The sequence below is a fragment of the Flavobacterium sp. GL_143 genome, from assembly GCF_057834355.1.
In genome coordinates this window covers 2,840,040-2,863,515 of record NZ_CM174401.1, presented here as the reverse complement: position 1 = coordinate 2,863,515, position 23,476 = coordinate 2,840,040, and the positions used below count along the sequence as shown (strand labels likewise).

The following is a 23,476-nucleotide window of genomic DNA, read 5'->3' as shown; positions in this document are numbered from 1 at the left end:
ATTAACCTTTATTAAGCATTACTTTTTTTTCACTACTCGCCTTATAATTACTATTACTAAGAATTAAATTATTTAATCATTAAAAGTTATTATTATGAGACTAAAATTATCTTTATTACTCGTTTTTATGGTTACGTTTTCATGGTCGCAGACCACGAAAACATTTAGCACCAGTGGTACATTTGCCGTTCCGGCAGGTGTGGCTAGTGTTAATGCTCAGGCATGGGGCGGTGGCGGATCTGGCGGTGGAGCCAGTGGCGCTGGACTCCTCTTAGGAAGAGGAGCGGCTGGCGGAGGCGGAGGTGCTTATGTTAGCGCTACATTGTCAGTTAATTCAGGACAGATTTTAAATGCCGAAGTTGCAGGTCAAACATCTGGAACTTCAGGAGGCAATGGAACTTCGGGAGGATTTTCTACTATTACCGGGTACGAATCTTCATTTTTAGCTGCCGGAGGTTCAGGCGGAGCAGCAAATAATGCCGGAGGCACTCCACTTGGAGGTAATGGTGGTTTAGTTTCCAACTCTGCCGGAACAATTAGGTTTGCTGGACTTAATGGTGTTCAAGGAAATTCATGGTCGCTTTTATCTTTATTACTCACTTCTGGCGCGGGAGGTGCAGGAGCAAATTTTGGTGGTGCCGGTGGTGCAGCTGTTGGAAGTTTGATTTTGGGCACCGCACCCGGTAATGCAGGTATAGCCCCAGGTGGCGGAGGTAGTGGTGCCATAAATTCGGCATTAGGTACCGCCCAGGCTGGTGGAGCCGGTGGAGCTGGACAGGTAATTATTACATATACTTGTCCTACCTATACTATTACAGGTACAACAGCATCAAATGTTTGTGCAATTGGTTCTAACGAATCTATTGTAACTTTAGCTTCAAGTGCTTCATCATTGCCTGTTGGTTCTTATGTTGTAACCTATAACAGAAGCAACCCTGCTGCTACAGGATTAACAGCAAATATGACAGTGAGTTCAGCAGGAACAGCTACATTTATCGCAACTGGATTTACTGCAGTAGGCAATAGTACTATCGTAATTACTAAAATTACTTCTCAATCTTGTTCTTCTACTATTACTACTAATAATACAGCAACCGTAATTGTTTCTCCTGCAACAGTTGGCGGCGCTATAAGTGGCGGAACTACCATAAATGCAGGAAGTACAAGTGGGTTACTAACTTTATCCGGTCATACAGGATCAGTTGTAAAATGGCAGTCATCTGTAAGTCCTTTTACAACTTGGGCTGATATCGCTAATACTAATACGACTTATACTTCAGGAATATTAAACGAAACTACACAATTTAGAGCTGTTGTTCAAAGCGGAACTTGTAGTGTTGTAAATTCTGAGCCAACAACTGTTACAGTAAATCCAAGACCAACGATAACATTAGCTTCCTCTGCAATAAGTCGTTGTAATACTAATGATGGTAGTGCTTCACAGATTTCTTTAGATTATACAGGAACAACAGAAAACCCAACAACTTATAGTATTGCATGGAATTCTTCTCCGTCAAATACTTTTGTACCTGTTACAGATGCAGCATTACCAGCAAATCAAATTGTAATTAATATTCCTGCCGGCGTAGCCTCTGGAACTTATACAGGAACATTGACTGTTAAAAATGCAAACGGTGCTATTAGTAGTCCGGGTACAAGTTTTAGTGTAACTATAAATGAAATCCCTTTCATTACAACTAGCGGAACAATCGCTTCGGTTTGTGCCAGTGCTAATTCACAAAATACAACATTAGCCTATACTGGTGTTACAGGAAATCCTATAAGTTATTCTATTGATTGGAATACCATTGCCAACAGCGCTTCATTAGCAGATCAGGGACCTACCTCATTTGTTTTTGCTTCAAGTGGTGGTATTGTAAATTCAATTGTAGTGTCTCCAAATGTTACACCAGGAACTTATATAGGTATAATGAGTATTTATAATGGAATTTGCAGTCAGAGTCAATTTGTATCATTAACAGTAGTACCCGAAACAGTTGGTGGCGCCGTAAGTGGCGGAACTACCATAAATGTGGGAAGTACAAGTGGGTTACTAACTTTATCCGGTCATACAGGATCAGTTGTAAAATGGCAGTCATCTGTAAGTCCTTTTACAACTTGGGCTGATATCGCTAATACTAATACGACTTATACTTCAGGAATATTAAACGAAACTACACAATTTAGAGCTGTTGTTCAAAGCGGAACTTGTAGTGTTGTAAATTCTGAGCCAACAACTGTTACAGTAAATCCAAGACCAACGATAACATTAGCTTCCTCTGCAATAAGTCGTTGTAATACTAATGATGGTAGTGCTTCACAGATTTCTTTAGATTATACAGGAACAACAGAAAACCCAACAACTTATAGTATTGCATGGAATTCTTCTCCGTCAAATACTTTTGTACCTGTTACAGATGCAGCATTACCAGCAAATCAAATTGTAATTAATATTCCTGCCGGCGTAGCCTCTGGAACTTATACAGGAACATTGACTGTTAAAAATGCAAACGGTGCTATTAGTAGTCCGGGTACAAGTTTTAGTGTAACTATAAATGAAATCCCTTTCATTACAACTAGCGGAACAATCGCTTCGGTTTGTGCCAGTGCTAATTCACAAAATACAACATTAGCCTATACTGGTGTTACAGGAAATCCTATAAGTTATTCTATTGATTGGAATACCATTGCCAACAGCGCTTCATTAGCAGATCAGGGACCTACCTCATTTGTTTTTGCTTCAAGTGGTGGTATTGTAAATTCAATTGTAGTGTCTCCAAATGTTACACCAGGAACTTATATAGGTATAATGAGTATTTATAATGGAATTTGCAGTCAGAGTCAATTTGTATCATTAACAGTAGTACCCGAAACAGTTGGTGGCGCCGTAAGTGGCGGAACTACCATAAATGTGGGAAGTACAAGTGGGTTACTAACTTTATCCGGTCATACAGGATCAGTTGTAAAATGGCAGTCATCTGTAAGTCCTTTTACAACTTGGGCTGATATCGCTAATACTAATACGACTTATACTTCAGGAATATTAAACGAAACTACACAATTTAGAGCTGTTGTTCAAAGCGGAACTTGTAGTGTTGTAAATTCTGAGCCAACAACTGTTACAGTAAATCCAAGACCAACGATAACATTAGCTTCCTCTGCAATAAGTCGTTGTAATACTAATGATGGTAGTGCTTCACAGATTTCTTTAGATTATACAGGAACAACAGAAAACCCAACAACTTATAGTATTGTATGGAATTCTTCTCCGTCAAATACTTTTGTACCTGTTACAGATGCAGCATTACCAGCAAATCAAATTGTAATTAATATTCCTGCCGGCGTAGCCTCTGGAACTTATACAGGAACATTGACTGTTAAAAATGCAAATGGTGCTATTAGTAGTCCGGGTACAAGTTTTAGTGTAACTATAAATGAAATCCCTTTCATTACAACTAGCGGAACAATCGCTTCGGTTTGTGCCAGTGCTAATTCACAAAATACAACATTAGCCTATACTGGTGTTACAGGAAATCCTATAAGTTATTCTATTGATTGGAATACCATAGCAGATCAGGGACCTACCTCATTTGTTTTTGCTTCAAGTGGTGGTATTGTAAATTCAATTGTAGTGTCTCCAAATGTTACACCAGGAACTTATATAGGTATAATGAGTATTTATAATGGAATTTGCAGTCAGAGTCAATTTGTATCATTAACAGTAGTACCCGAAACAGTTGGTGGCGCCGTAAGTGGCGGAACTACCATAAATGTGGGAAGTACAAGTGGGTTACTAACTTTATCCGGTCATACAGGATCAGTTGTAAAATGGCAGTCATCTGTAAGTCCTTTTACAACTTGGGCTGATATCGCTAATACTAATACGACTTATACTTCAGGAATATTAAACGAAACTACACAATTTAGAGCTGTTGTTCAAAGCGGAACTTGTAGTGTTGTAAATTCTGAGCCAACAACTGTTACAGTAAATCCAAGACCAACGATAAATTTATCCGAAACTGCCGAGGGACTTTGCCTTAATGGACATCAAATGAATACAATACTATCTTACTACGGAACAACCGGAAATCCGGTTTCATACAGTATTGTCTGGAATTCTTCTCCAACAAATAGTTTTGCGACTGTTACCGATGAAGTATTGCCATCTAGCTCTATTACGTTTGATATTCCTGGCGGAACTGCTTCCGGAACTTATACAGGAACACTGACTGTAAAAAATGCGGGAGGTGGTACGAGTATAGGAAAAACTTTTAGTTTAACTTTAGTTGACACGCCTTCGATTACTACTACAGGGACAGTAAATCCTGTTACTACAAGTAGCAGCAATCAGACTGCCTCATTATTTTACTCTGCCTCTACAGGACATCCTGATAGTTATTCTATTGATTGGGATTCAGCAGCAAATACAGCTCAATTAGCTGATCAGGACTATACTCCATTTAGTTTTGCACCGGGTGGAGGTTCTATAGAAACTATTGCGATACCGGCAAATGTTCCGGCAGGAACTTATTCAGGTGTTCTTATAATCGATAACGGATCTTGTACCCAGATTCAAGACATATCTATAACCATTAATGCTGCGGCTCCAACTATAGCGTTATCAGAACTTACCGATAATGCTTGCTCTGATGGCAGTCAAACCACAACATTATTGTCTTACAATGGAACAACCGGAAATCCTGTAACTTATAGTATTGTTTGGGATTCTTCTTCGCCAAATGATTTTGAAACTATTATTGATGCAGCATTACCAGTTAGCCCAATAACGATTACTGTCCCTGCCGGAACTGCTGTCGGGACTTATAGAGGAACACTGACTGTAAAAAATGCGGTGAGTAGTAGTATAGGGAAAGTTTTTAATTTAACTGTAAATGAAAAACCTAATTTTTTGGTAGATAATGATGTAACTCCAACAGCTTGTTCAAGTACTAGTATGCAATATACAACATTAGCCTATAGTCATGTTACGGGTTATCCAACAAGTTATTATATTGATTGGGATGATACTGCAAATGCAGCTTTATTGCAAGACCAGCCTATTACCCCTTTTGAGCCCGAAAGAGGATATGCCGACCTAAGAACAGTTGAGGTTTCTGCAAATGCTCAAGCGGGTGATTATTCTGGTACGTTATATCTTCTTAATGATTTTTCCTGTTCATCATCACCTATACCAGTATCTATGTCTATTAAACCAACACCAACAGCTCCTGTAATTGCAAGTATTACACAGCCAACATATGAGGAGCCAACAGGAGGTGTTCTTTTAAGCGGGCTGCCTGCCGGAAATTGGATAATAGAAGTTAACCCATCAGGACGATTAGTAACTGGATCTTCGCAATATGCTGCTATTACACAGCTTGAGGAGGCTGAATATACATTTACAGTAACAAAAGATGGTGTAGGTTGTCCTTCAGAACCATCAGAAATTGTTGATATTCATGGTCCATACGGAGAGGGAGGAGAAGGATTTAAAACAAAAGATTCAACAGATAATACAATTGCTGTTACAGCTGTAAACAAAGTAATTAATATAAATTCTACTAGTCAAAATATAGATAAGGTATTTGTTTATGATACATCTGGAAACTTAATTTATAAAAAGAATAAGGTTGGAGATTCTAAATTAGTTATCGATAATTTAAGAGCAACCAATCAAATTTTAATAGTTAAGGCGGTTTTGGATGATAACACTACCAAAACAAAAAAGGTCATTTATTAAATTAAAATCAAGGTTGAAATTTAAAACCATTTGTCGAAAGGCAAATGGTTTTTTTGTTTTTAGGTTCAAGAGACGACGCACTGCTATGCATCTCTACAATCTATGTATCGATAATTGATGCTATGATTTTTTCTTTTTTAAATACAAATAGTATAAGATAAAACTGATATTAATTATATGATAATTGTTAGTTATAGGATATTGATAATTAGTATGTTAAATATTTAGGGAGAATTATATTTTTTTAGATGAAGTGCATAATAATATGCGAAATTGTTTTGTTATTTTCGGATTTTTTTGGTTAATTTCATGAATGATAAAATGTAATAATCTGTTTTTCAGAGCGTTATTGTTTTGTTGTTTCTACTTTAAGAAAAAGAAACTTATTGATTAATCTTGATCAAGTGTTGTTTCTTTTTCATTACTCGCCTTATAATTTCTACTAAAAATTAATTAATTATTTAATCATTAAAAAGTTATTATTATGAGACTAAAATTACCTTTATTATTCGTTTTTATGGTTACGTTTTCATGGTCACAGACCACCAAAACATTTACTACCAATGGTACATTTACTGTTCCTGCCGGTGTAATTAGTATTAATGCTCAGGCGTGGGGCGGAGGCGGATCTGGCGGTGGAGCCAGTGGCGCTGGACTCCTCTTTGGGAGAGGTGCAGCTGGCGGAGGCGGAGGTGCTTATGTAAGCGCTACATTGTCAGTTAGTCCAGGACAGATTTTAAATGCCGAAGTTGCAGGTCAAACACCTGGAACTTCAGGAGGCAATGGAACTTCGGGAGGATTTTCGACTATTACAGGGTATGAATCTTCATTTTTAGCTGCCGGAGGTTCAGGCGGAGGAGCTAATAATGCCGGAGGCACTCCACTTGGAGGTAATGGTGGTTTGGTTTCCAACTCTGCCGGAACAATTAAGTTTGCAGGTCTTAATGGTGTTCAGGGTAATACGGCGGCACTTTTATCTTTATTACTTACTTCGGGCGCAGGTGGAGGAGGCGCTAATTTTGGAGGCGTTGGCGGTGCACCCGTTGGAAGCCTGATTTTAGGCACCGCACCCGGTAATGCAGGATCAGCACCTGGTGGTGGAGGCAGCGGAGCCATAAATTCAGCAGGAGGTGCAACACAAACCGGGGGAGCTGGAGGAGCCGGACAGGTAATTATTACATATACTTGTCCTGCCTATACTATTACAGGTACAACAGCATCAAATGTTTGTGCAACTGGTTCTAACGAATCTATTGTAACTGTAGCTTCAAGCGCTTCATCATTGCCTGTTGGTTCGTATGTTGTAGCCTATAACAGAAGCAATCCTGCTGCTACAGGATTAACAGCAAATATGACAGTAAGTACTGCAGGAACAGCTACATTTATTGCAACAGGATTTACTGCAGTAGGCAATAGTACTATCGTAATTACTAAAATTACTTCTCAATCTTGTTCTTCTACTATTACTACTAATAATACAGCAACCGTAATTGTTTCTCCAGCAACAGTTGGCGGCGCCATAAGTGGCGGAACTACCATAAATGTGGGAACTACAAGTGGTTTACTAACTTTATCCGGTCATACAGGATCAGTTGTAAAATGGCAGTCATCTGTAAGTCCTTTTACGACTTGGGTTGATATCGCTAATACGAATACAACTTATACTTCAGGAATATTAAACGAAACTACTCAATTTAGAGCTGTTGTTCAAAGCGGAACTTGTAGTGCTGCAAATTCTGAGCCAACGACTGTTACAGTAAATTCAAGACCATCAATAGAGTTATCTCCAGACACAAGTAATGCTTGCGATGATGGCAGTCTAACCATAGTAGAATTGCCTTACTACATAACAACCGGAAATCCTGTAACTTATAGTATTGTCTGGAATTCTTTTCCAGCAAATAATTTTGCAGCCATTACTGATGAAGCATTGCCGACTTATGCTTTCGATATTAATGTTCCTGCCGGAACTGCTCCCGGAACTTATACAGGAATACTAACTGTAAAAAATGCGGGGGGTAGTACTAGTATAGGGAGAATTTTTAATTTAACTGTACTTGCGGGCCCTTCGATTACTACTACAGGGATAGTAGATCCTGTTGCTACAAGTACCAGCTCGCAGATTACTTCTTTGTCTTACTCTGCCACTACACTAAATCCTGATACTTATTTTATTGATTGGAATTCAGCAGCAAATGCGGCTCAATTAGCTGATCAGGACTATACTTCATTTAGTTTTGCACCGGGTGGAGGTATAATAAACAATATTCAGATACCGGCAAATGTTCCAGCAGGAACTTATTCGGGAGTCCTTATGATTTATAATGGATCTTGTAGGCACGATCAAAACATATCAATCGTAATTGGTGCTGAGGCTCCAACTATAACCTTAGCTGCATACACAGATGATGTTTGTTATAATGGTAGTGCAACAACTGCATTATTGTCTTATAAAGATACAACCGGAGATCCCGTTACATACAGTATCGTTTGGTCTAATGTTTGGTCTAATGAACAATATCTTGTGAATGTTACAGATGCGGTTTTTCCGGATGGTCCAATTATAATTCAAATTCCAGCCGGAATTCCTACTGATACTTATACAGGACAACTGACTGTTAAAAATGCAAACGGTATTAGTAGCGAAGTTTCAATTTTTACTGTAACTATACAAACACAACCTTCACTTGTTGTATATGAAACAACTACACCAGTTTGTCCAAGTAATAATCTTCAATATACATCATTACTCTATAACAGTATTACGGGCAATCCAACAAGTTATTATATTGATTGGGATGATACTGCAAATGCAGCTTTATTACAAGACCAGCCTAGTACTCCTTTTAATGTCGAGAATGAACCTTACGCCATAGAAACAATTCAGGTTTCTGCTAATGCTCAACCGGGTGATTATTCGGGTACATTATATCTTGTTAATAGTTCCTGTTCTTCATCTATGCCAATATATCTGTTTATTAAACCAGTACCAACAGCTCCTGTAATTGCAAGTATTACACAGCCAACATATGAGGAGCCAACAGGAGGTGTTCTTTTAAGCGGGCTGCCTGCCGGAAATTGGATAATAGAAGTTAACCCATCAGGACGATTAGTAACTGGATCTTCGCAATATGCTGCTATTACACAGCTTGAGGAGGCTGAATATACATTTACAGTAACAAAAGATGGTGTAGGTTGTCCTTCAGAACCATCAGAAATTGTTGATATTCATGGTCCATACGGAGAGGGAGGAGAAGGATTTAAAACAAAAGATTCAACAGATAATACAATTGCTGTTACAGCTGTAAACAAAGTGATTAATGTAAATTCTACTAGTCAAAATATTGATAAGGTATTTGTTTATGATACATCTGGAAACTTAATTTATAAAAAGAATAAGGTTGGAGATTCTAAATTAGTTATTGATAATTTAAGAGCAACCAATCAAATTTTAATAGTTAAGGTGATTTTGGATGATAATAGTACCAAAACAAAAAAAGTCATTTATTAAATTAAAAATCAATTGTAAAATTGAAAACCATTTGTCGAAAGGCAAATGGTTTTTTTATTTTTAGATATTGCATTTTTAAAATATTAAGAAACCAATTTATGACAATGTTTAGGTTCTTTTACTTTAAGCAATTACCAGAAAAAAAGGTTGGAGAAAAGTTAAAACAAAAAATCACAATCACCAACATATCAGGTAATTGTGATTTTTTTGTGGAGTCGCCGAGTATTGCGCTAATTACATCAGTATTGGCTGTTAATAATTGATTTTCAATAAGAAACACTTATTTTTACAGGAATTCTTATATTTGTTATAACTAAGTTTTTATAACTAAATATAACATTATTGTCAACTAAATTGTCAACTGATGAAATACACTTTTAATCTTAAAGAACCGAAGAGTGATAAAGAAACTTTGATTTTATTTTCATGCTATTTTAAAAATGAGAATAAAAAATTTGTCTTTTCAACTGGTGAGAAAATAATGCCTGAAAATTGGGATTTTGAAAATAGATTCCCTTTTGTAAATGGGAAAAAGAAATCAAAATTTGTTCAAAGTATAAGACTTCAGATGAATCGATACTCTGATTTATTTCTTGAAACAGAAAGTTTGTATAAAAGAATAAATGAACCTTTTACTTCGAAGAATTTAAAAAAAGTTTTTGATGAGGAGTTTAAAAAAGCTCCATCTAGGAAAAATGCATTTTTTGATGCGTATGATGAGTTTACTGCCGAAAAGGAAAAAGGCAAAGAATGGTCTGCATCAACAATTAAAAGGTATAAAAATATAAAGAATATTCTAGAAAAATTTGAAGCGGCGAGAAAATTCAAATTGATATTTAGTAAGATCGATGAAACATTTCATCGTGAATTCACTTCCTATTGTATGGATGATTTAAAGCATATTAATAATACTTATGCTAGAAATTTAGGGCTTTTCAAAACTTTTATGTTTTGGGCTAGGAAAAATAAATTCACTTATAATGATAGTTTTGTAGAATTTAAAAAAGTAGAAAGAGTAATTACAAATCAAATTGCATTAACAATAGATGATCTGAATAAGTTAATGCAACACGAATTTGAAAGTGAAAAGCTAGGGAGAGTTCGTGATGTTTTTGTCTTTGCTTGTGTAACAGGCATGCGTTTTGGTGAGTTATCTTTGATAAGAAGAAGTAATGTAACTAATGATTTTATTTTATTAAAAGAAGATAAGGATGAAACTAAAGAAACTAGGGAGATACCTTTAACCAGTATTTCTAGATATATTTTATTAAAATATGATTATGAACTTCCTTTAATTGCCAATCAAAAACAGAATAAATATATAAAAGATGTATTTCAGGAGATGGAATATAATAATAAAGTTCAAAAAGTTACAACTAAAGGAAAAGAAAATATTAAAGAAGAAATGTTCTTTTACGATAGAATAAGTACACATACAGCAAGAAGAACTTTTATTACTATGATGAAAAGACAAGGTAAAAGTGATAAATTAATTGCATCTATAACTGGGCACAACGATATGAAAACTTTGAATCAGTATTATCAGATTAGTGAACCAGAGAAAAAAGAAGCCATGGATGAAGTTTTTAATGTTGAATTGAAATTGAAAGTCGTTTAGAATGGATTTTAAAAAGAAATATTTTAAAAAGAAATCAAAATTTATTGATTTAAAGCCTATTGACAATAAGAATACTAATGGTGAAATTAAACTAGGTATAATTATTCTTATTATGGTTTTTCTTTTTTTGATTGCTTTTTATTTTTTCGAAAATGTTTTTCTGAAATCAGATGGAATATTTAGACTAGTTGCTATAGGAATAACGTTTTCGGCAGCAATTATGATTGTTTTATATTTTCGCCTTTTGATTGATAAGACCGATAAGAGGAATAAAATAAATTCAACAATAGTAAACTATGATTTTTCGAATGATGAAAATAATACAATAGAAGTTCGGTTTAAATTTTTTTTTAAAGATGAATTGTGTTATTTGAATTTTAAAAATAATGCGATTAAAATTGGATTAATTGACCAAAATTGTAAGTGGTTGTATAAAGAAAAAGAAATTCTATACTTCGCTTTATTGTTTTCTAAGTTAAAAGAGAATAATTATTTTAAAAACACAATTGAAAACAAAGATTTTTGTGAGGTTTCTAGCCAATTTTTAGATATTAAAATTAATTCAACGATGCTAACAAAATATGATCTTTCCAAGGAAAACAATCTAATTAAAGCACATCATGAAAAATATTATGAAAATGATTATTCCATTTTTAACCAAATATAGTTCAACTCATTTTCAATTGAATTCAATTGAAGATATTGAATAGAAATAAATTATAATTAATACGATTAAGTTATTATACTTTGATGACAGCAGAACAAAGTATGGTCCTACCCTAGCCCTAGCCCCGATTGCTTCGCCAGTTCGCTTCGCTCGTGTGCAGTGAAAATCCTTTTGTGCCGGGGTCCGGCGCAAAAGATTGCAACGCATAGCGGGAAAAAGCTCCTAAAAAACAATATTAAACCTAAAAATAATATTACATACAAGCCTCATTACCAGATCGCTATTTTACAAACACAACTCATTATTCTGCAAAAGTAAGTACTGCCATCCTTTTTACATTTGACAAAGACCAAAGAAAAAGACAAAGACAAAGACAAAACACAAACCCAGACAAGCACGCCCCTACCGGCCAACCTGCCCCGCAACATTCCTTAAAAAAACGACAGTATTAATCTAATTTAAAAAAATAAAATAACACATTCAGACGCGCCACAAAATTCTCTGGGAATAACCATAATTTTCAAAACCCCAGCACAGACAAGTAAAGCTGAGCTCCAGAGCCCAATGGGTATGCTTCAGAGCATCCTGACCAGACCCCCCTCAGTGCATCCAAGATACCCCAGAAGGACGGATATCTTTCCAAATTGTATTCTCCTATATTAAAATCATCTATTATTTTCTTAGCATCATCTAAGTCTTTTACTTGCACTTTGACAATTGCAGAAGCCTTTCCTCCAGTTGAAACCGACCATGTCTGAATATTTGACATGTGCTCATGGGCAATAAAAACTGAAATAGCGTTATTTTTCAATAAATTTTTACTCCCCATAGCTTCAATAAATATATGAACCACTAAAAATTTCTATCATGATTTTTATTTTTGTTTCATTTTTTTTAATAAAGAATAATTATATTTTTTGTACATTACAGATGCATTAATTAATTGAAACAAGAAATTGTAGCGTGTATAATAATGATAGAATCAAACTGAATGTAAAAGGAATGAGCCCGATACAATATCGAGCTCATTATTATCAAATTTAATTATCAATTCGTCCCAACTTTTGGGTGCTGTCTAAATGGATTGGTTTTACTGTTTATTTATCCCACCATACGTTGGCCGTTACATTGCTGACTACCGTTGCGTTTGGATTGTAATTTCTCTCATCTGATGGAGTTGGGAATCTTACAGGAATAGTTTTAGTGTTAGATGATTGGTTAGGAACTAAAACTGGTAAGCCTGTTCTTCTGTAATCATTGTAAGGCTCCATAGTCAAGAAAAGGGCATTGTACTTTTGTTGAATGATGTTAGCTAGAGTTACTGTTGAAGTTGCAGTAGCTAAGAAAGCCGGAGTTGCAGCAATTCCTGTAACTTTTAATACTGATGCAGCAACAGCAGCTTCTAAAGCTGGTTGAGCATTTTGTCCTAATCTGAATTTAGCTTCAGCTTCGATAAATTTAGCTTCAGCATAGGTTACCATTCCAACTGAACTGTTGGCATCAGCATATGCCAAACCAATGTATGAAGATGATGTTGTATCTAAATCATTGGCAGCATTACCAGTGTAATTTCCATTCTCATCTTTTGCAATTGCGAAAGGTAATCTTGGATCTGCAGTATTTTTTAAACCATCAACAAAAAATGCTCCTGTTTTAAGGTAATTTGCACGGCTATTATCAAAAGCGTACCATTGATTAAGTCCATTTGATGTTCCAGGGAAAAAAGTGTTAGCGTCATCTGCATTAGAAGTAATTCCAGATGCATTGATGTAATCTAAAGCTTTTTGAGCAGCACCTGTGTCAACTTGTGTTAATCTTAATGCGTATCTTGCTTTTAATACGTAAGCAACTTTAATCCATTTTGCAGTATTTCCAGCAAAAATAAAGTCGTCAGCACCTGGTCTAGAAGTATTACTTGCAGCAGGTTTGCTTAAGTTAACAATAGCTGCATCAAGAATAGTTTGTAATCTCGCGTAGATTTCTTGTTGTGTATTGTATTTAGGTGATTTATTACCTTCTTCGCCTTTGAAAGCTTCATCATAAGGAATATCTCCCCATAAGTCAGTTGCGTATCCTAAGTTTAGAGCAGTCAATACTTGACCAATACCATTATAGTAGGGGAACTCAGCTGCGAAATCACGACTTAAGATATGACCACTTATTAATGTTGTTCCGTATACTGTATTCCACTCGTTATTTACATCTTGTTCCGTAAGAATATAACGTTGAATGTCTCCTAATTGTCCAACACTTGTACCAGCAAGATGTTGATCAAAAATATTTGAAGTTCTAATTAGACCACTTGTATGTGTAGAAAATGTAGAAACTTCCATAGCAGACAACAATAATGTTGGTGTAGTTGTTATAGGAGAATTTGGATTTTCGTTAAAGGTGTCTAACTCTGTCTGGCAGCTAGTTAGTAAGCTAATACCAACGGCTGTAAGAATTATACTTTTTATATATTTTTTCATTTTTATTTATTTTAAAATTAGAAGCCTACTTTAAGAGTCATGATAAATGATTTGCTACCTGGATTGTTGAAGTAGTCTAATCCGTTGATTCTTGAACCAGCACCTGTTAAACTTGTTTCAGGATCTACACCTTTGTAATTAGTGTCTAGCCATAAGTTTCTACCTGTAAATGAAATTTGAGCAGCATTGATTGCAGTGAATCTTTTTACATCAAAATCATAGCTTAAAGTAACATCACGAAGTCTTATCCAGTTAACCTCAGTTACCGCTTCTTCAGCAGCTCCACCACCATCTCCTAAATATTTTTGGAAGTAGTTTTTAGCTGTAATTGCGATATCATTTTTAGTACCGTCAGCTTTAACACCGTCAATTACATAAGTACGCTCTCTGTCTGCAGATGCTTCAGAAACTCCAAAGTTATGCATTCTTGCTAATGTACCGTTGTAAACAGCACCACCATGTCTGAAATCCAATAAACCTGATATTGTTACTCTTTTGTAAGAGAATGTGTTTCTTAAACCTCCTGTCCATTTTGGAGCAGAGTTCCCTAGGTTACCAGTTTCTCCGTCAACAACAGCCAAACCGTCAGTTCCAATAATTTTGTTGCCATTTGCGTCACGTGCCCATTTAGTGCCATAGAAACTTCCTAATGGTTGACCTTTTACAGCGTAGTATCCGATTGATCCAAAAGCAGATTCAATAGAAATTTCGCTTAAGTTTCCAGAAATATCTGTTACTTCATTTTCGTTTTTAGACCAGTTCGCATTGATGTTCCATTGGAAAGCATTTCCTTTTTTGAAGATATCATATCCTAATTCAATCTCCACACCTTTGTTTACTAATTCAGCAGCGTTTTGGTATACTGATGTAAATCCGCTTGATGCTGGTAATGGTAAAGTGATCAACAAATCTTTAGAAGTTTTGTAATATGCGTTGATGTCAAATGTCAAACGGTTGTCTAAGAATTTAGTACTTAAACCAACTTCGTGACCAAGTACTCTTTCAGGTTTTAAGTTTTTGTTTCCTAATTCTCCAGATACAGTCATTCCGTTAATTCCATTGTATGGAAAACTTAGACCGTCTGTAAAACCATCAGTCATAAATGGTTGCGTAAAAGTACTGATTGTTTTGTACGGACGTGGAGCAATACCTACTTCACCATAGCCATACGTTACTTTTGCAAAACTAATTGCCTCAGGTAAATCAAAAGAGTTTGTTATTACCCATGAAGCAGATGCAGCAGGAAAAATAGCATTGTTAGCATTTGTTCCGTAAGTTGAAGACCATTCTTTTCTGATAGATCCCGTTACGAAAAGTTGATTTTTAACGTCAAATTCTAATTGTCCAAAAAGCGCTCTTGACATTATATTTTCTTCATAATTAGAAGCATATAATTGAGTAGCATTTGATAAGTTATAAACTCCTCTTACAGCAAGTTCTTTACCTCTGGAGAATACATCTGTATTTTGGTTAGAACGTAAGTTAAGACCTGCAGTATAGTTAATTTTTAACCACTCCGTTTTTAATGGTAATAAACCACTTGCCATAAAGTCTGCGTAATATTGTTTGTTTGTGATGTTGTTAAAAGCAACTTCACCAATACCTGCAAGATTATCACCATTTGATGAAACTGCATAAATTTGTTTACGGTAATCCGAATATGCATCGATACCACCTTTTGCAGTCAAAGATAAATATTCACTTGGGGTGTACGTTAAATACATATTTCCAAAAACACGATTTACATCACTTGTAGCAGGGTTCTCGTTTACTGTGAAATATGGGTTATCATAAGAAGCAAAGTAGTTTTTGTTGTTTCCTAAAGCATCTTTATAATTTCTTAGATCGTAGTTTCCTACAGCACGTAATAAACTCAACATAACACCAGAAACGTTACTTCCGTTTTGTGCCAATGTATTTGTGGTGTGAGTGTATTGTAAACTACCTCCTGTTTTCCATTTGTCGCTTAATTTTAAATCTCCAACAACTCTTAACGTGTTTCTTTTTAATCCTGTTTCAGGAATCATACCCGTTTGTGTTACGTTACCGTAAGAAGCTCTGTATGTCGCTTTATTGTCTCCACCGTAGAAAGAGATGTTGTTGTTGTATGTTAAACCTTCTCGGAAAAAGTTTCCAACATTGTCATATATTGGTACACCTAAAGTTGAAGCAGCAGGCCCCCAGCTTTGTGGTGTGTTAGTAGGGATTGTAGTTGCAGTAGCACTAGTTCCTTGCACGTATTTATTTTGTCTTGCAGGTAATTGACTTACTATGTCAATAGCTAATGAAGTAGAGAAATCAATTCCTAATCCTTTTCCAGCTCTACCTTTTTTAGTGGTATAAAGAATTACACCGTTACCAGCTCTTTCTCCATATAATGCAGCAGCAGCAGGTCCTTTAAGAACAGTTACGCTTTCTACGTCATCAGGGTTGATGTCTAATGCTCTGTTTGAGTTGTTGATACCTGATAAGTTGGCATTAAAAGGATTATCTCCAGCTGTAGTTTGGCTTGTAGCATTGTCAATTGGCACACCATCTACTACGATTAGCGGATCAGATGTTCCTGTGATTGTATTAACACCTCTAATGATGATTTTACTTGAAGCTCCCGGAGTACCACCAGATCCAATTACCTGTACACCAGCAGCTTTTCCAGCTAATGCCTGAAGAACGTTTTGCTCACCAGATCTTGTAATTTCGTCTGAACTTACTTTAGATACAGCATATCCTAAAGTTTTTTCAGCTCTTTTGATACCTAATGCAGTTACAACTACACCTTCAAGTTCTACTGAATCATCTTTTAATTTTACATTAAGTGAAGTTGAACTTGCAGCTACTTCCTGAGATTTCATCCCGACGTAACTAAATACCAAAACTTGGCTTGAAGAAGCTTTGATAGAGAATTTACCATCAAAGTCTGTTTGCGTTCCTGTTTTTGTTCCTTTAACTAATACGCTAACACCTGGTAGAGGCATTCCCGAATTGTCAGAAACTGTCCCAGAAACAGCTCTTTCTTGCGCAAAAGTTAATTGCGCCACAAGAACCACGAGGATTACTAAGAACCCATTGAACTTTAGTTTCATTTTTAAAAATTTTAAGAATTAATTATGAAACAAACTTTGCTTTTTTTTTTTTAGAAAGAAATGGGATACAGACAGGAAAAAAAATGGGAACAAAAAAATATGATTATAGCTAAAGCTAAATAGTTGACATAACTATCTAAATAAGTGCTATTTGAGTCTTTAATAAAACAATGATATAAAAAACACAAACAAGAATTTTGAATCCTTCCCTATCTCTATCTCGTTTAGATTAGGTGTATTATTATGTTTAAATGTCTTATTGTGCGGTCTAAATGATTTTGTACAATATAATTTTGAAAACCAATAATCATTGGTTGTATGCTTGAAATTTAATGAGACAATTAGCAATATTTTTGAATAATGATGCATTTTTTTAGTATCAGCCTAATTTAAAATTCACGCATCAATTTTAAATGATTAACAATGGAGATGACAGAATTCATATTGATGCTATATATAGTGCATAAGCAAATTAATTAAAAATGGGAAGATTTGTAATAACCAAAAAAAATGACGGTATGTTTCAATTCGACTTTAGAGATGTACAAGATCGTACGATACTTTATAGTGGGTCGTATACAAGAAAAACAATGTGTCTTAAAGGTATTTATTCTGTAAAGCGTAACTCAAAAGACCAGACAAGATTTAAAAAGAAAACAATGTCAAGCGGCAATAAATTCTATTTTAATCTCAAGTCTTTTAATGGAAAGATAATTGCAAAAAGCGAATTATTTGAAGAGAAAGAGCTGCGAGACCTTTACATTACATCAGTAAAAAACTATGCTGAAGATGCGATTATTGTTGATATGCAAATTAAAAAAAGACAAGTACACCAATTAATATAAATCATTCTTATTATATTTAAAATGTTTTGAATTAGTACACTGACTTTTTTTTTATACATAAGGATAAATAGGTTACCTCATCGGGTAGCCTATTTTTATTATAATTGTTTTGACTTATTATTAAAAAGGCTTACTTTTTTTTAATATACTACATCTAATACCGTTTTATTTAATATTATTTTTATTAAAAGCTTTATTGCTGGTTTCGGATCAATACTTATGTCTTAGGAGCAAAAATTAAGCATACCTATTAGTTAGTCTAAAAAGGAAGTATTCTATATTTCTAACAGCTCGGAATTTTAATCTGAATGCTTTTATTTTAGGTTTGAATGATTCTGCAGAGACATTACTACTTCTATTGTCAAAATAGTTTAATTATGATTCATAATGGTACGAGAGATTGTACTGAAAGACTTAACCCCAGATTGATCTACTTTTTCATGCATTTTGCCTAATTTTGCAAAACCGATGTTTTTATCGGTTGTATTCTCAAAAATGCCGCGGAGCTCTTGAGTTAGACTATATCCTTTTTGAATATCAGGATATAATTCAAATAGTAACGCAGCACGTGCTGTTTGATTTGGAGTCCATTTCGATTTGGTTTTGTATCACTATTAGATATGTTTTTAAACCTGAAGGTATTAAAATGTAAATTCCAGTGATATTGATGAGCTCATTCCAATTTAAAGTGATTAAACATTTTTCTGTTGATGCTTTTCACTATTTAATGAGGATTAAGCAATGAATATTATTTGTAATATATTTAACAATTGTCAGCAGCCGGCATCAGTATTTCACAATTCTACCATTAATCAAACTAGTTAATTTGCCAACTTCAAAAAGAAAAATTAGCATTGTACAATCGTATGCTATAATGAATTGAGGACACGGCTTTAAAAAATTAATCCATAAATATTTTATAAAAACCTCATAATTTTTGTAAAAATAATATGCTGAATCAAAATCTGATTAAAAAACAACATCATCAATCATTCCACCTAAAGTAATATAAACTAACAACTAAGCCTGCTAAAATTGTAACAAACTTAAAAATTCCCTTCTCCCGAGAAAACCCAGACACTGCCCTTGACGTGGTTGAGGAATAAAGATACGGGATTCTTGGGTTAAGCACCAATTTCCCAAATACAAACCATCTTTAAATTTAGCCTAAAACTCCAATCTTACCAAGGCTGTTAGCGGTATTATTTATTTTTTTCCAGTAGGTAAACAAGCTTTTTGTTTTCATATACTTTCAAGTCACCATCCTTAGTCACTTGGAATGATTTCCCTTTTTTTGGAACGCTAAAAATGGTATCATCGTTAATAATCTTTAATTCCATTTTTCTTTTGCCCACTTTTAAGTTTTCCAAGTATTCATATTGAACTATCGAATTACCTTCTTTCTTAAATTCAATAATACTAAAATATCCAACCCAAGATCGTTCTTTAATTTCAAAGAAACGTTCCATATATCCTATTTGATTTGGATTTAATTTTGTTTGAATTGATGCAACTTTTTTTGTCGAATCGTTATTTAAATTATCCTTACTTTCTCTACAAGAAAATAAAAGAACCACTAAAAAAAACAGAACCACCGTTTTGCTCATCGTAAGATTTTTCTGAAATTCAATAAGGCGGTTTTATGTAACCTCATTTTTTTTTTGTAATAGTACCGCTAACGTTCAGGCGCTTGACCAGGTTGAGCAATAATGAGCGGGATTTTTCGGTTAAGCACCAATTTTCCAAATACAAAACCAACTTTCATCAAACCTAAAACCCCAATCTCGCCAAACGGCTCTTGGCCAGTAGTGTTTTTTATTTGCGTTGATGTACTATAATAATTTGTTCTTTATTTCCACAAATGAATGTAATTGTATTATTTCCCCAACCCTTTGAAATAAGGGTATGTTCATTTTTGAAATTGATTTTTTCAAACTATTTTTTTTAATTCTTTCCGATACGTATATATTTTCAATATCAGGTTCCCAATGCCCATTATCAAACTTCATTTTCCCATACACTGCATAAGAAATTAAGGATTTAGAATTGAATAAATTTAGTTGACTTTCAACAATTTCAATTGTAAGACTATCAATTAGTAAGTCATCTTGATGTGACCACCAACCTAATATTATAATTAATGGGTATTTCCATTTTTGGTTTTCTTAGTTCATTGGATAACATTCCTTTTCTGCCCACTTATTTATACGTGTGATTAAACCACACAGAGCCACCTAAACTAAGATAGATATATGTGATAATTAGTGCACATTATTAATTTCAAATATATCTTTTTTTATTATAAATGATCAAAAAGACAGTATTGGGTTTATGAAATTATTATTGGAAAACTAAAAGTCAAAATATAAAAAAATGGATTCAACTTTTTAGCCCTGATTGCTTCGCCAGTTCCCTGACGCTCGGGTGGAACGCATAGCGGGAAAAGCTCCTAAAAATAATATTAAATACAATTGACGATGCTGACCACTCGAATTAAATTCGGGTAACAATTCTTAACACCCGATTATTCAAGCCCTGCAGAATGCTGCCCTCTTGTACAAGGAACAGCTCCTAAAAAACTCCGGCAGCAGCTGGCAATGCTTTGATTTCTAGAAAGAGTCTAAAATCAAAAGCAGCGTTAATAAAAAAGAATGTACTAAATAAATAATCAATGCACTATGGACTTGTGTATAAATTATAAGCCCACCGGTCATAAACTAGCGGGCTCTTATAATTATGCCTTTCAAGCCTTGGATTATTCCAAACAAATAGTATCGGCGAGGTTCTGCTCACTGATAAACGCCACTATATACTGCTGTGCTTCCTCTTGGTGCTCCGGGGGAGTTTCAAAAGTATTGCTATGAAATTCATCCTGACCCAGGATATGAATAATCAGAGTATATCCTTTGGGGATCAGACTGCTCTTTAATTTAAGATAATTACATACCTAAATACACCCACTATAAAAAGCTTTGAAACTGTTTTGCAATGGCATCGCAAAAAAATACCCACTTCTTTATGGGAGCGGGCAGATGGAGAATTGTCATATATTTTAAATAGTTTAATGTTTTTTTGTAATATTATTATACAAAAAAAACTTATGTAATTATTTAAGTGATATATAATATATAAATTTGATTCTTCAAAAGAAAAAACTGTAATAAAATACCACTCCTATTACAAAAGTAAAATCATAATTATTGAAAAAGTGAATAATTATCTATTATGGCATCTGAAAGATATTATTTTTTTCCAAAACAATAAATTCCATCTATTTTAATCAATTTACAGAAAGTTATTTCACAAATATACCCACTTGTCACTTTTGAATAGTAACTTGATTTTTCTTGTGTAATTTACTAAAAAAGATTGCCTGTTTCAATAATTACAATATCAAATTAAATAAGTTAACCAGTAAAAAATGAAAAACAAATTACAAAGAACTGCCCAAGCATTACTTTGCTGTTTTCTTCTTATCGTATGGAGTTGTGAAACCAAAAAGATAGCAACTGATGAACAAACACCTCAGGCTAAAAGTATTCAATCAGCCAAAACATGGTTTGATAAATATGATTCTAACGGTATTAATTATGAATTATTTCAGCATTTAGAATACAACTGGAATGAAGCCAACGTTACAAAATCAGAAGATGGAACAGAGACCATTGTTGTACCTGTTATTGAAATAAAAGAAGATAACGAAGAAACTTGGTCACAGAAATTATATCTTTATAAATTAGATGAAGGTAATTTCAAGGCATTATTGTTCGAGATATATTCTGATAAAGATCCTCAAGGAAGAAGTCAAAAGATAGATGGAGAAGATTTCAATGGCTACATCGCTACTTGGGATTTAAAAAAGGGTTTTGTAAGAGCATCTAGATTTAAAAATAATCAAGCTATTGAAAGATGGAACTGTAGCTGTGATTTCAATTGATAAAAACGTAACAAGCAAAGCTCCTGCTGTTCTTCCATGTGTTGATGATTACAAAACGGCAATGGAGGAACTAATATAAACTCATTAGAATTTCCTATTGAACCTGATATTGTCGGATATATGCACGTGCATATAGATCCCTATGAAAGTGATAAATTGGATGAAGATGGCAATCCACAAGAAAATGCACCTATAAAAATGTTTTCCCCTGCCCATGTGCAACAATTCCTGTTATTATTAATTAATGCAAAAGTCAATAAAATTCCTGTCGAGAATCTTTTTGGCACTATGGTCTCAAGTTCGGAAGATTATACCCTACGTTTTACAGGTAAGATTGAAGATATTAAAACAGACTATAATTGGGGTTCCCTCACATCAACCTACAAAGCTGCTATCAAAAAAAACGGAAATGAATTAGGTTTTCTAAAATTCTTAAATGACAATATAGGAATTAAGGGAATATCTTTGATCGCTTTAAAATTCTAAAGATAAAACTTATTCCCAGATGCGACAGAACGTTGCCAAGGGCTTATGAAATTATTATTGAAAAACGAAAAGCCCGAAACATAAAAAGTGGATTCAATTTTTAGCCCCGATTGCTTCGCCAGTTCGCTTCGCTAGTATGCAGTGGAAATCCTTTTTTGCCGGGGTTCGGCACAAAAGATTGTAGCGTATACCAGGAAAAAGCTCCTAAAAAGAGCATTAAGGAAGTAAAGCCATAAGTACTTGCCCGAATTCCAAAAGGGACGCCGGAAGACCAGGACCGGCAGAAAAAAGAGATTCTAAAAAGTAAAAATAAAATCGGCAGGATAATTCTGTGACTGCCAGTACAGTTGGAACAAAAGCAGAGAATACACCTAAAAACACTGACCCTAAAATTGACTTCACCCTTTGCCCTCTCTACAATTTTTACCTAATTTTGCCCTATGACCCCAGAAGAAATAAAACACTATTTTGAAACCACTCCCCCGCCCCAGGAAGTGGATTGGAAGTCCTGGGCAAAAATCTCAAATTCCCAGCTTTTCCTAAAGAGTTGTTACTTAACTATAGACAATTATAAAGGAAGCCTTGATATGTGCCCTGCCTGGTGGCATTTGAAAGAGGTTTATACACTTGTAAGACGAAATTCACAGGAAGCCAAAAGCGAAAATCAAACGGAGTAAACCGGAAATTTTCAGCCCGGCTTTAAGTGCATCTTTCCCAGCTCCCTCCCACTCTACCTTTTCTCTTCTTCATCTCTGACTCCAGCAAAGGTGTAAACTTATAAACCCAGCACTAAATCGTAGCAAAAGCCACAAGCACTCCTCAAATTTTCATTATTTCCTCAACATCACGGCAACTAAGTGTAAATCTTAATTTGAAATATACTCCCCTGAAGAATTATGTGTTTTGGATAACAATGACCTCTAGTGTTCCTTTTTTGATCGCTTTAAAATTCTAAAGATAAAAGTTATTCCCAGATGCGACAGAACCTTCTCTTTTAAGTAAGAGATAAATAAACTTTATGTTTATATTTTAATGGCTTATTTGAATGAAATTAACTTTTATTTAGTTTTAATTTTAGTGTAGTGAATTAAATAAAAGATACAGTTTGTTATTGTATT

General features: G+C 34.6%; 13 protein-coding genes and 1 pseudogene. 9 read left to right on the top strand and 5 right to left on the bottom strand.

Features of this window, described 5'->3' with window-relative positions:
• Window positions 1-94: 94 nt before the first annotated feature.
• From AC3IPI_RS12360 to AC3IPI_RS12345, 4 genes are all read left to right on the top strand, one after another.
• Entirely contained in the window at window positions 95-5,740 is a 5,646-nt protein-coding gene (locus AC3IPI_RS12360; protein WP_489152995.1) for a DUF8696 domain-containing protein, read from the top strand.
• Between the two features lie 484 nt (window positions 5,741-6,224).
• Window positions 6,225-9,251, top strand: a complete 3,027-nt coding sequence (locus tag AC3IPI_RS12355; protein ID WP_489152993.1) for a DUF8694 domain-containing protein — start codon at window positions 6,225-6,227, stop codon at window positions 9,249-9,251.
• Between the two features lie 364 nt (window positions 9,252-9,615).
• Window positions 9,616-10,869: a tyrosine-type recombinase/integrase gene (locus AC3IPI_RS12350; RefSeq protein ID WP_489152991.1), complete on the top strand. Its 1,254-nt coding sequence runs from the start codon at window positions 9,616-9,618 to the stop codon at window positions 10,867-10,869.
• Window position 10,870: 1 nt separating this feature from the next.
• On the top strand, window positions 10,871-11,536 hold the full coding sequence (locus tag AC3IPI_RS12345; protein ID WP_489152989.1) for a hypothetical protein: 666 nt from the start codon (window positions 10,871-10,873) through the stop codon (window positions 11,534-11,536).
• Window positions 11,537-12,056: 520 nt separating this feature from the next.
• Here the strand turns inward: AC3IPI_RS12345 and AC3IPI_RS12340 are convergent.
• Window positions 12,057-12,389, bottom strand: coding sequence for a putative signal transducing protein (locus AC3IPI_RS12340; protein WP_489152987.1), 333 nt, complete (start codon window positions 12,387-12,389; stop codon window positions 12,057-12,059).
• 110 nt (window positions 12,390-12,499) lie between these two features.
• Between AC3IPI_RS12340 and AC3IPI_RS12335 the strand changes: the two genes are divergently transcribed.
• Complete coding sequence (locus tag AC3IPI_RS12335; protein WP_489159235.1) at window positions 12,500-12,580, top strand: IS3 family transposase; 81 nt, start codon at window positions 12,500-12,502, stop codon at window positions 12,578-12,580.
• A gap of 53 nt (window positions 12,581-12,633) precedes the next feature.
• Here the strand turns inward: AC3IPI_RS12335 and AC3IPI_RS12330 are convergent, their stop codons facing one another.
• Window positions 12,634-14,007 (bottom strand): SusD/RagB family nutrient-binding outer membrane lipoprotein, encoded by a 1,374-nt coding sequence (locus AC3IPI_RS12330; RefSeq protein WP_489159209.1) that lies wholly within the window; start codon window positions 14,005-14,007, stop codon window positions 12,634-12,636.
• 17 nt (window positions 14,008-14,024) lie between these two features.
• Entirely contained in the window at window positions 14,025-17,090 is a 3,066-nt protein-coding gene (locus AC3IPI_RS12325; protein WP_489159208.1) for a SusC/RagA family TonB-linked outer membrane protein, read from the bottom strand.
• 482 nt (window positions 17,091-17,572) lie between these two features.
• Here AC3IPI_RS12325 and AC3IPI_RS12320 point away from each other — a divergent pair, with 482 nt between their 5' ends.
• Window positions 17,573-17,935 carry a YegP family protein gene (locus AC3IPI_RS12320; RefSeq protein ID WP_489159207.1) on the top strand — a complete coding sequence of 121 codons (363 nt, stop codon included), beginning with the start codon at window positions 17,573-17,575 and terminating at the stop codon, window positions 17,933-17,935.
• Between the two features lie 371 nt (window positions 17,936-18,306).
• On the opposite strand, the pseudogene AC3IPI_RS12315 reads toward AC3IPI_RS12320, so the two are convergent.
• Window positions 18,307-18,480, bottom strand: a pseudogene (locus AC3IPI_RS12315) (transposase); the annotation flags it as partial.
• Between the two features lie 657 nt (window positions 18,481-19,137).
• On the bottom strand, window positions 19,138-19,542 hold the full coding sequence (locus tag AC3IPI_RS12310) for a hypothetical protein (RefSeq protein ID WP_489159206.1): 405 nt from the start codon (window positions 19,540-19,542) through the stop codon (window positions 19,138-19,140).
• Between the two features lie 1,814 nt (window positions 19,543-21,356).
• Here AC3IPI_RS12310 and AC3IPI_RS12305 point away from each other — a divergent pair.
• The 3 genes from AC3IPI_RS12305 (at window position 21,357) to AC3IPI_RS12295 (ending at window position 23,035) form a co-directional block, all read left to right on the top strand.
• Window positions 21,357-21,872, top strand: coding sequence for a hypothetical protein (locus AC3IPI_RS12305; RefSeq protein ID WP_489159205.1), 516 nt, complete (start codon window positions 21,357-21,359; stop codon window positions 21,870-21,872).
• 156 nt (window positions 21,873-22,028) lie between these two features.
• On the top strand, window positions 22,029-22,358 hold the full coding sequence (locus AC3IPI_RS12300; RefSeq protein WP_489159204.1) for a hypothetical protein: 330 nt from the start codon (window positions 22,029-22,031) through the stop codon (window positions 22,356-22,358).
• Window positions 22,359-22,798: 440 nt separating this feature from the next.
• Entirely contained in the window at window positions 22,799-23,035 is a 237-nt protein-coding gene (locus AC3IPI_RS12295) for a DUF6965 family protein (RefSeq protein WP_489159203.1), read from the top strand.
• Window positions 23,036-23,476 lie beyond the last annotated feature (441 nt).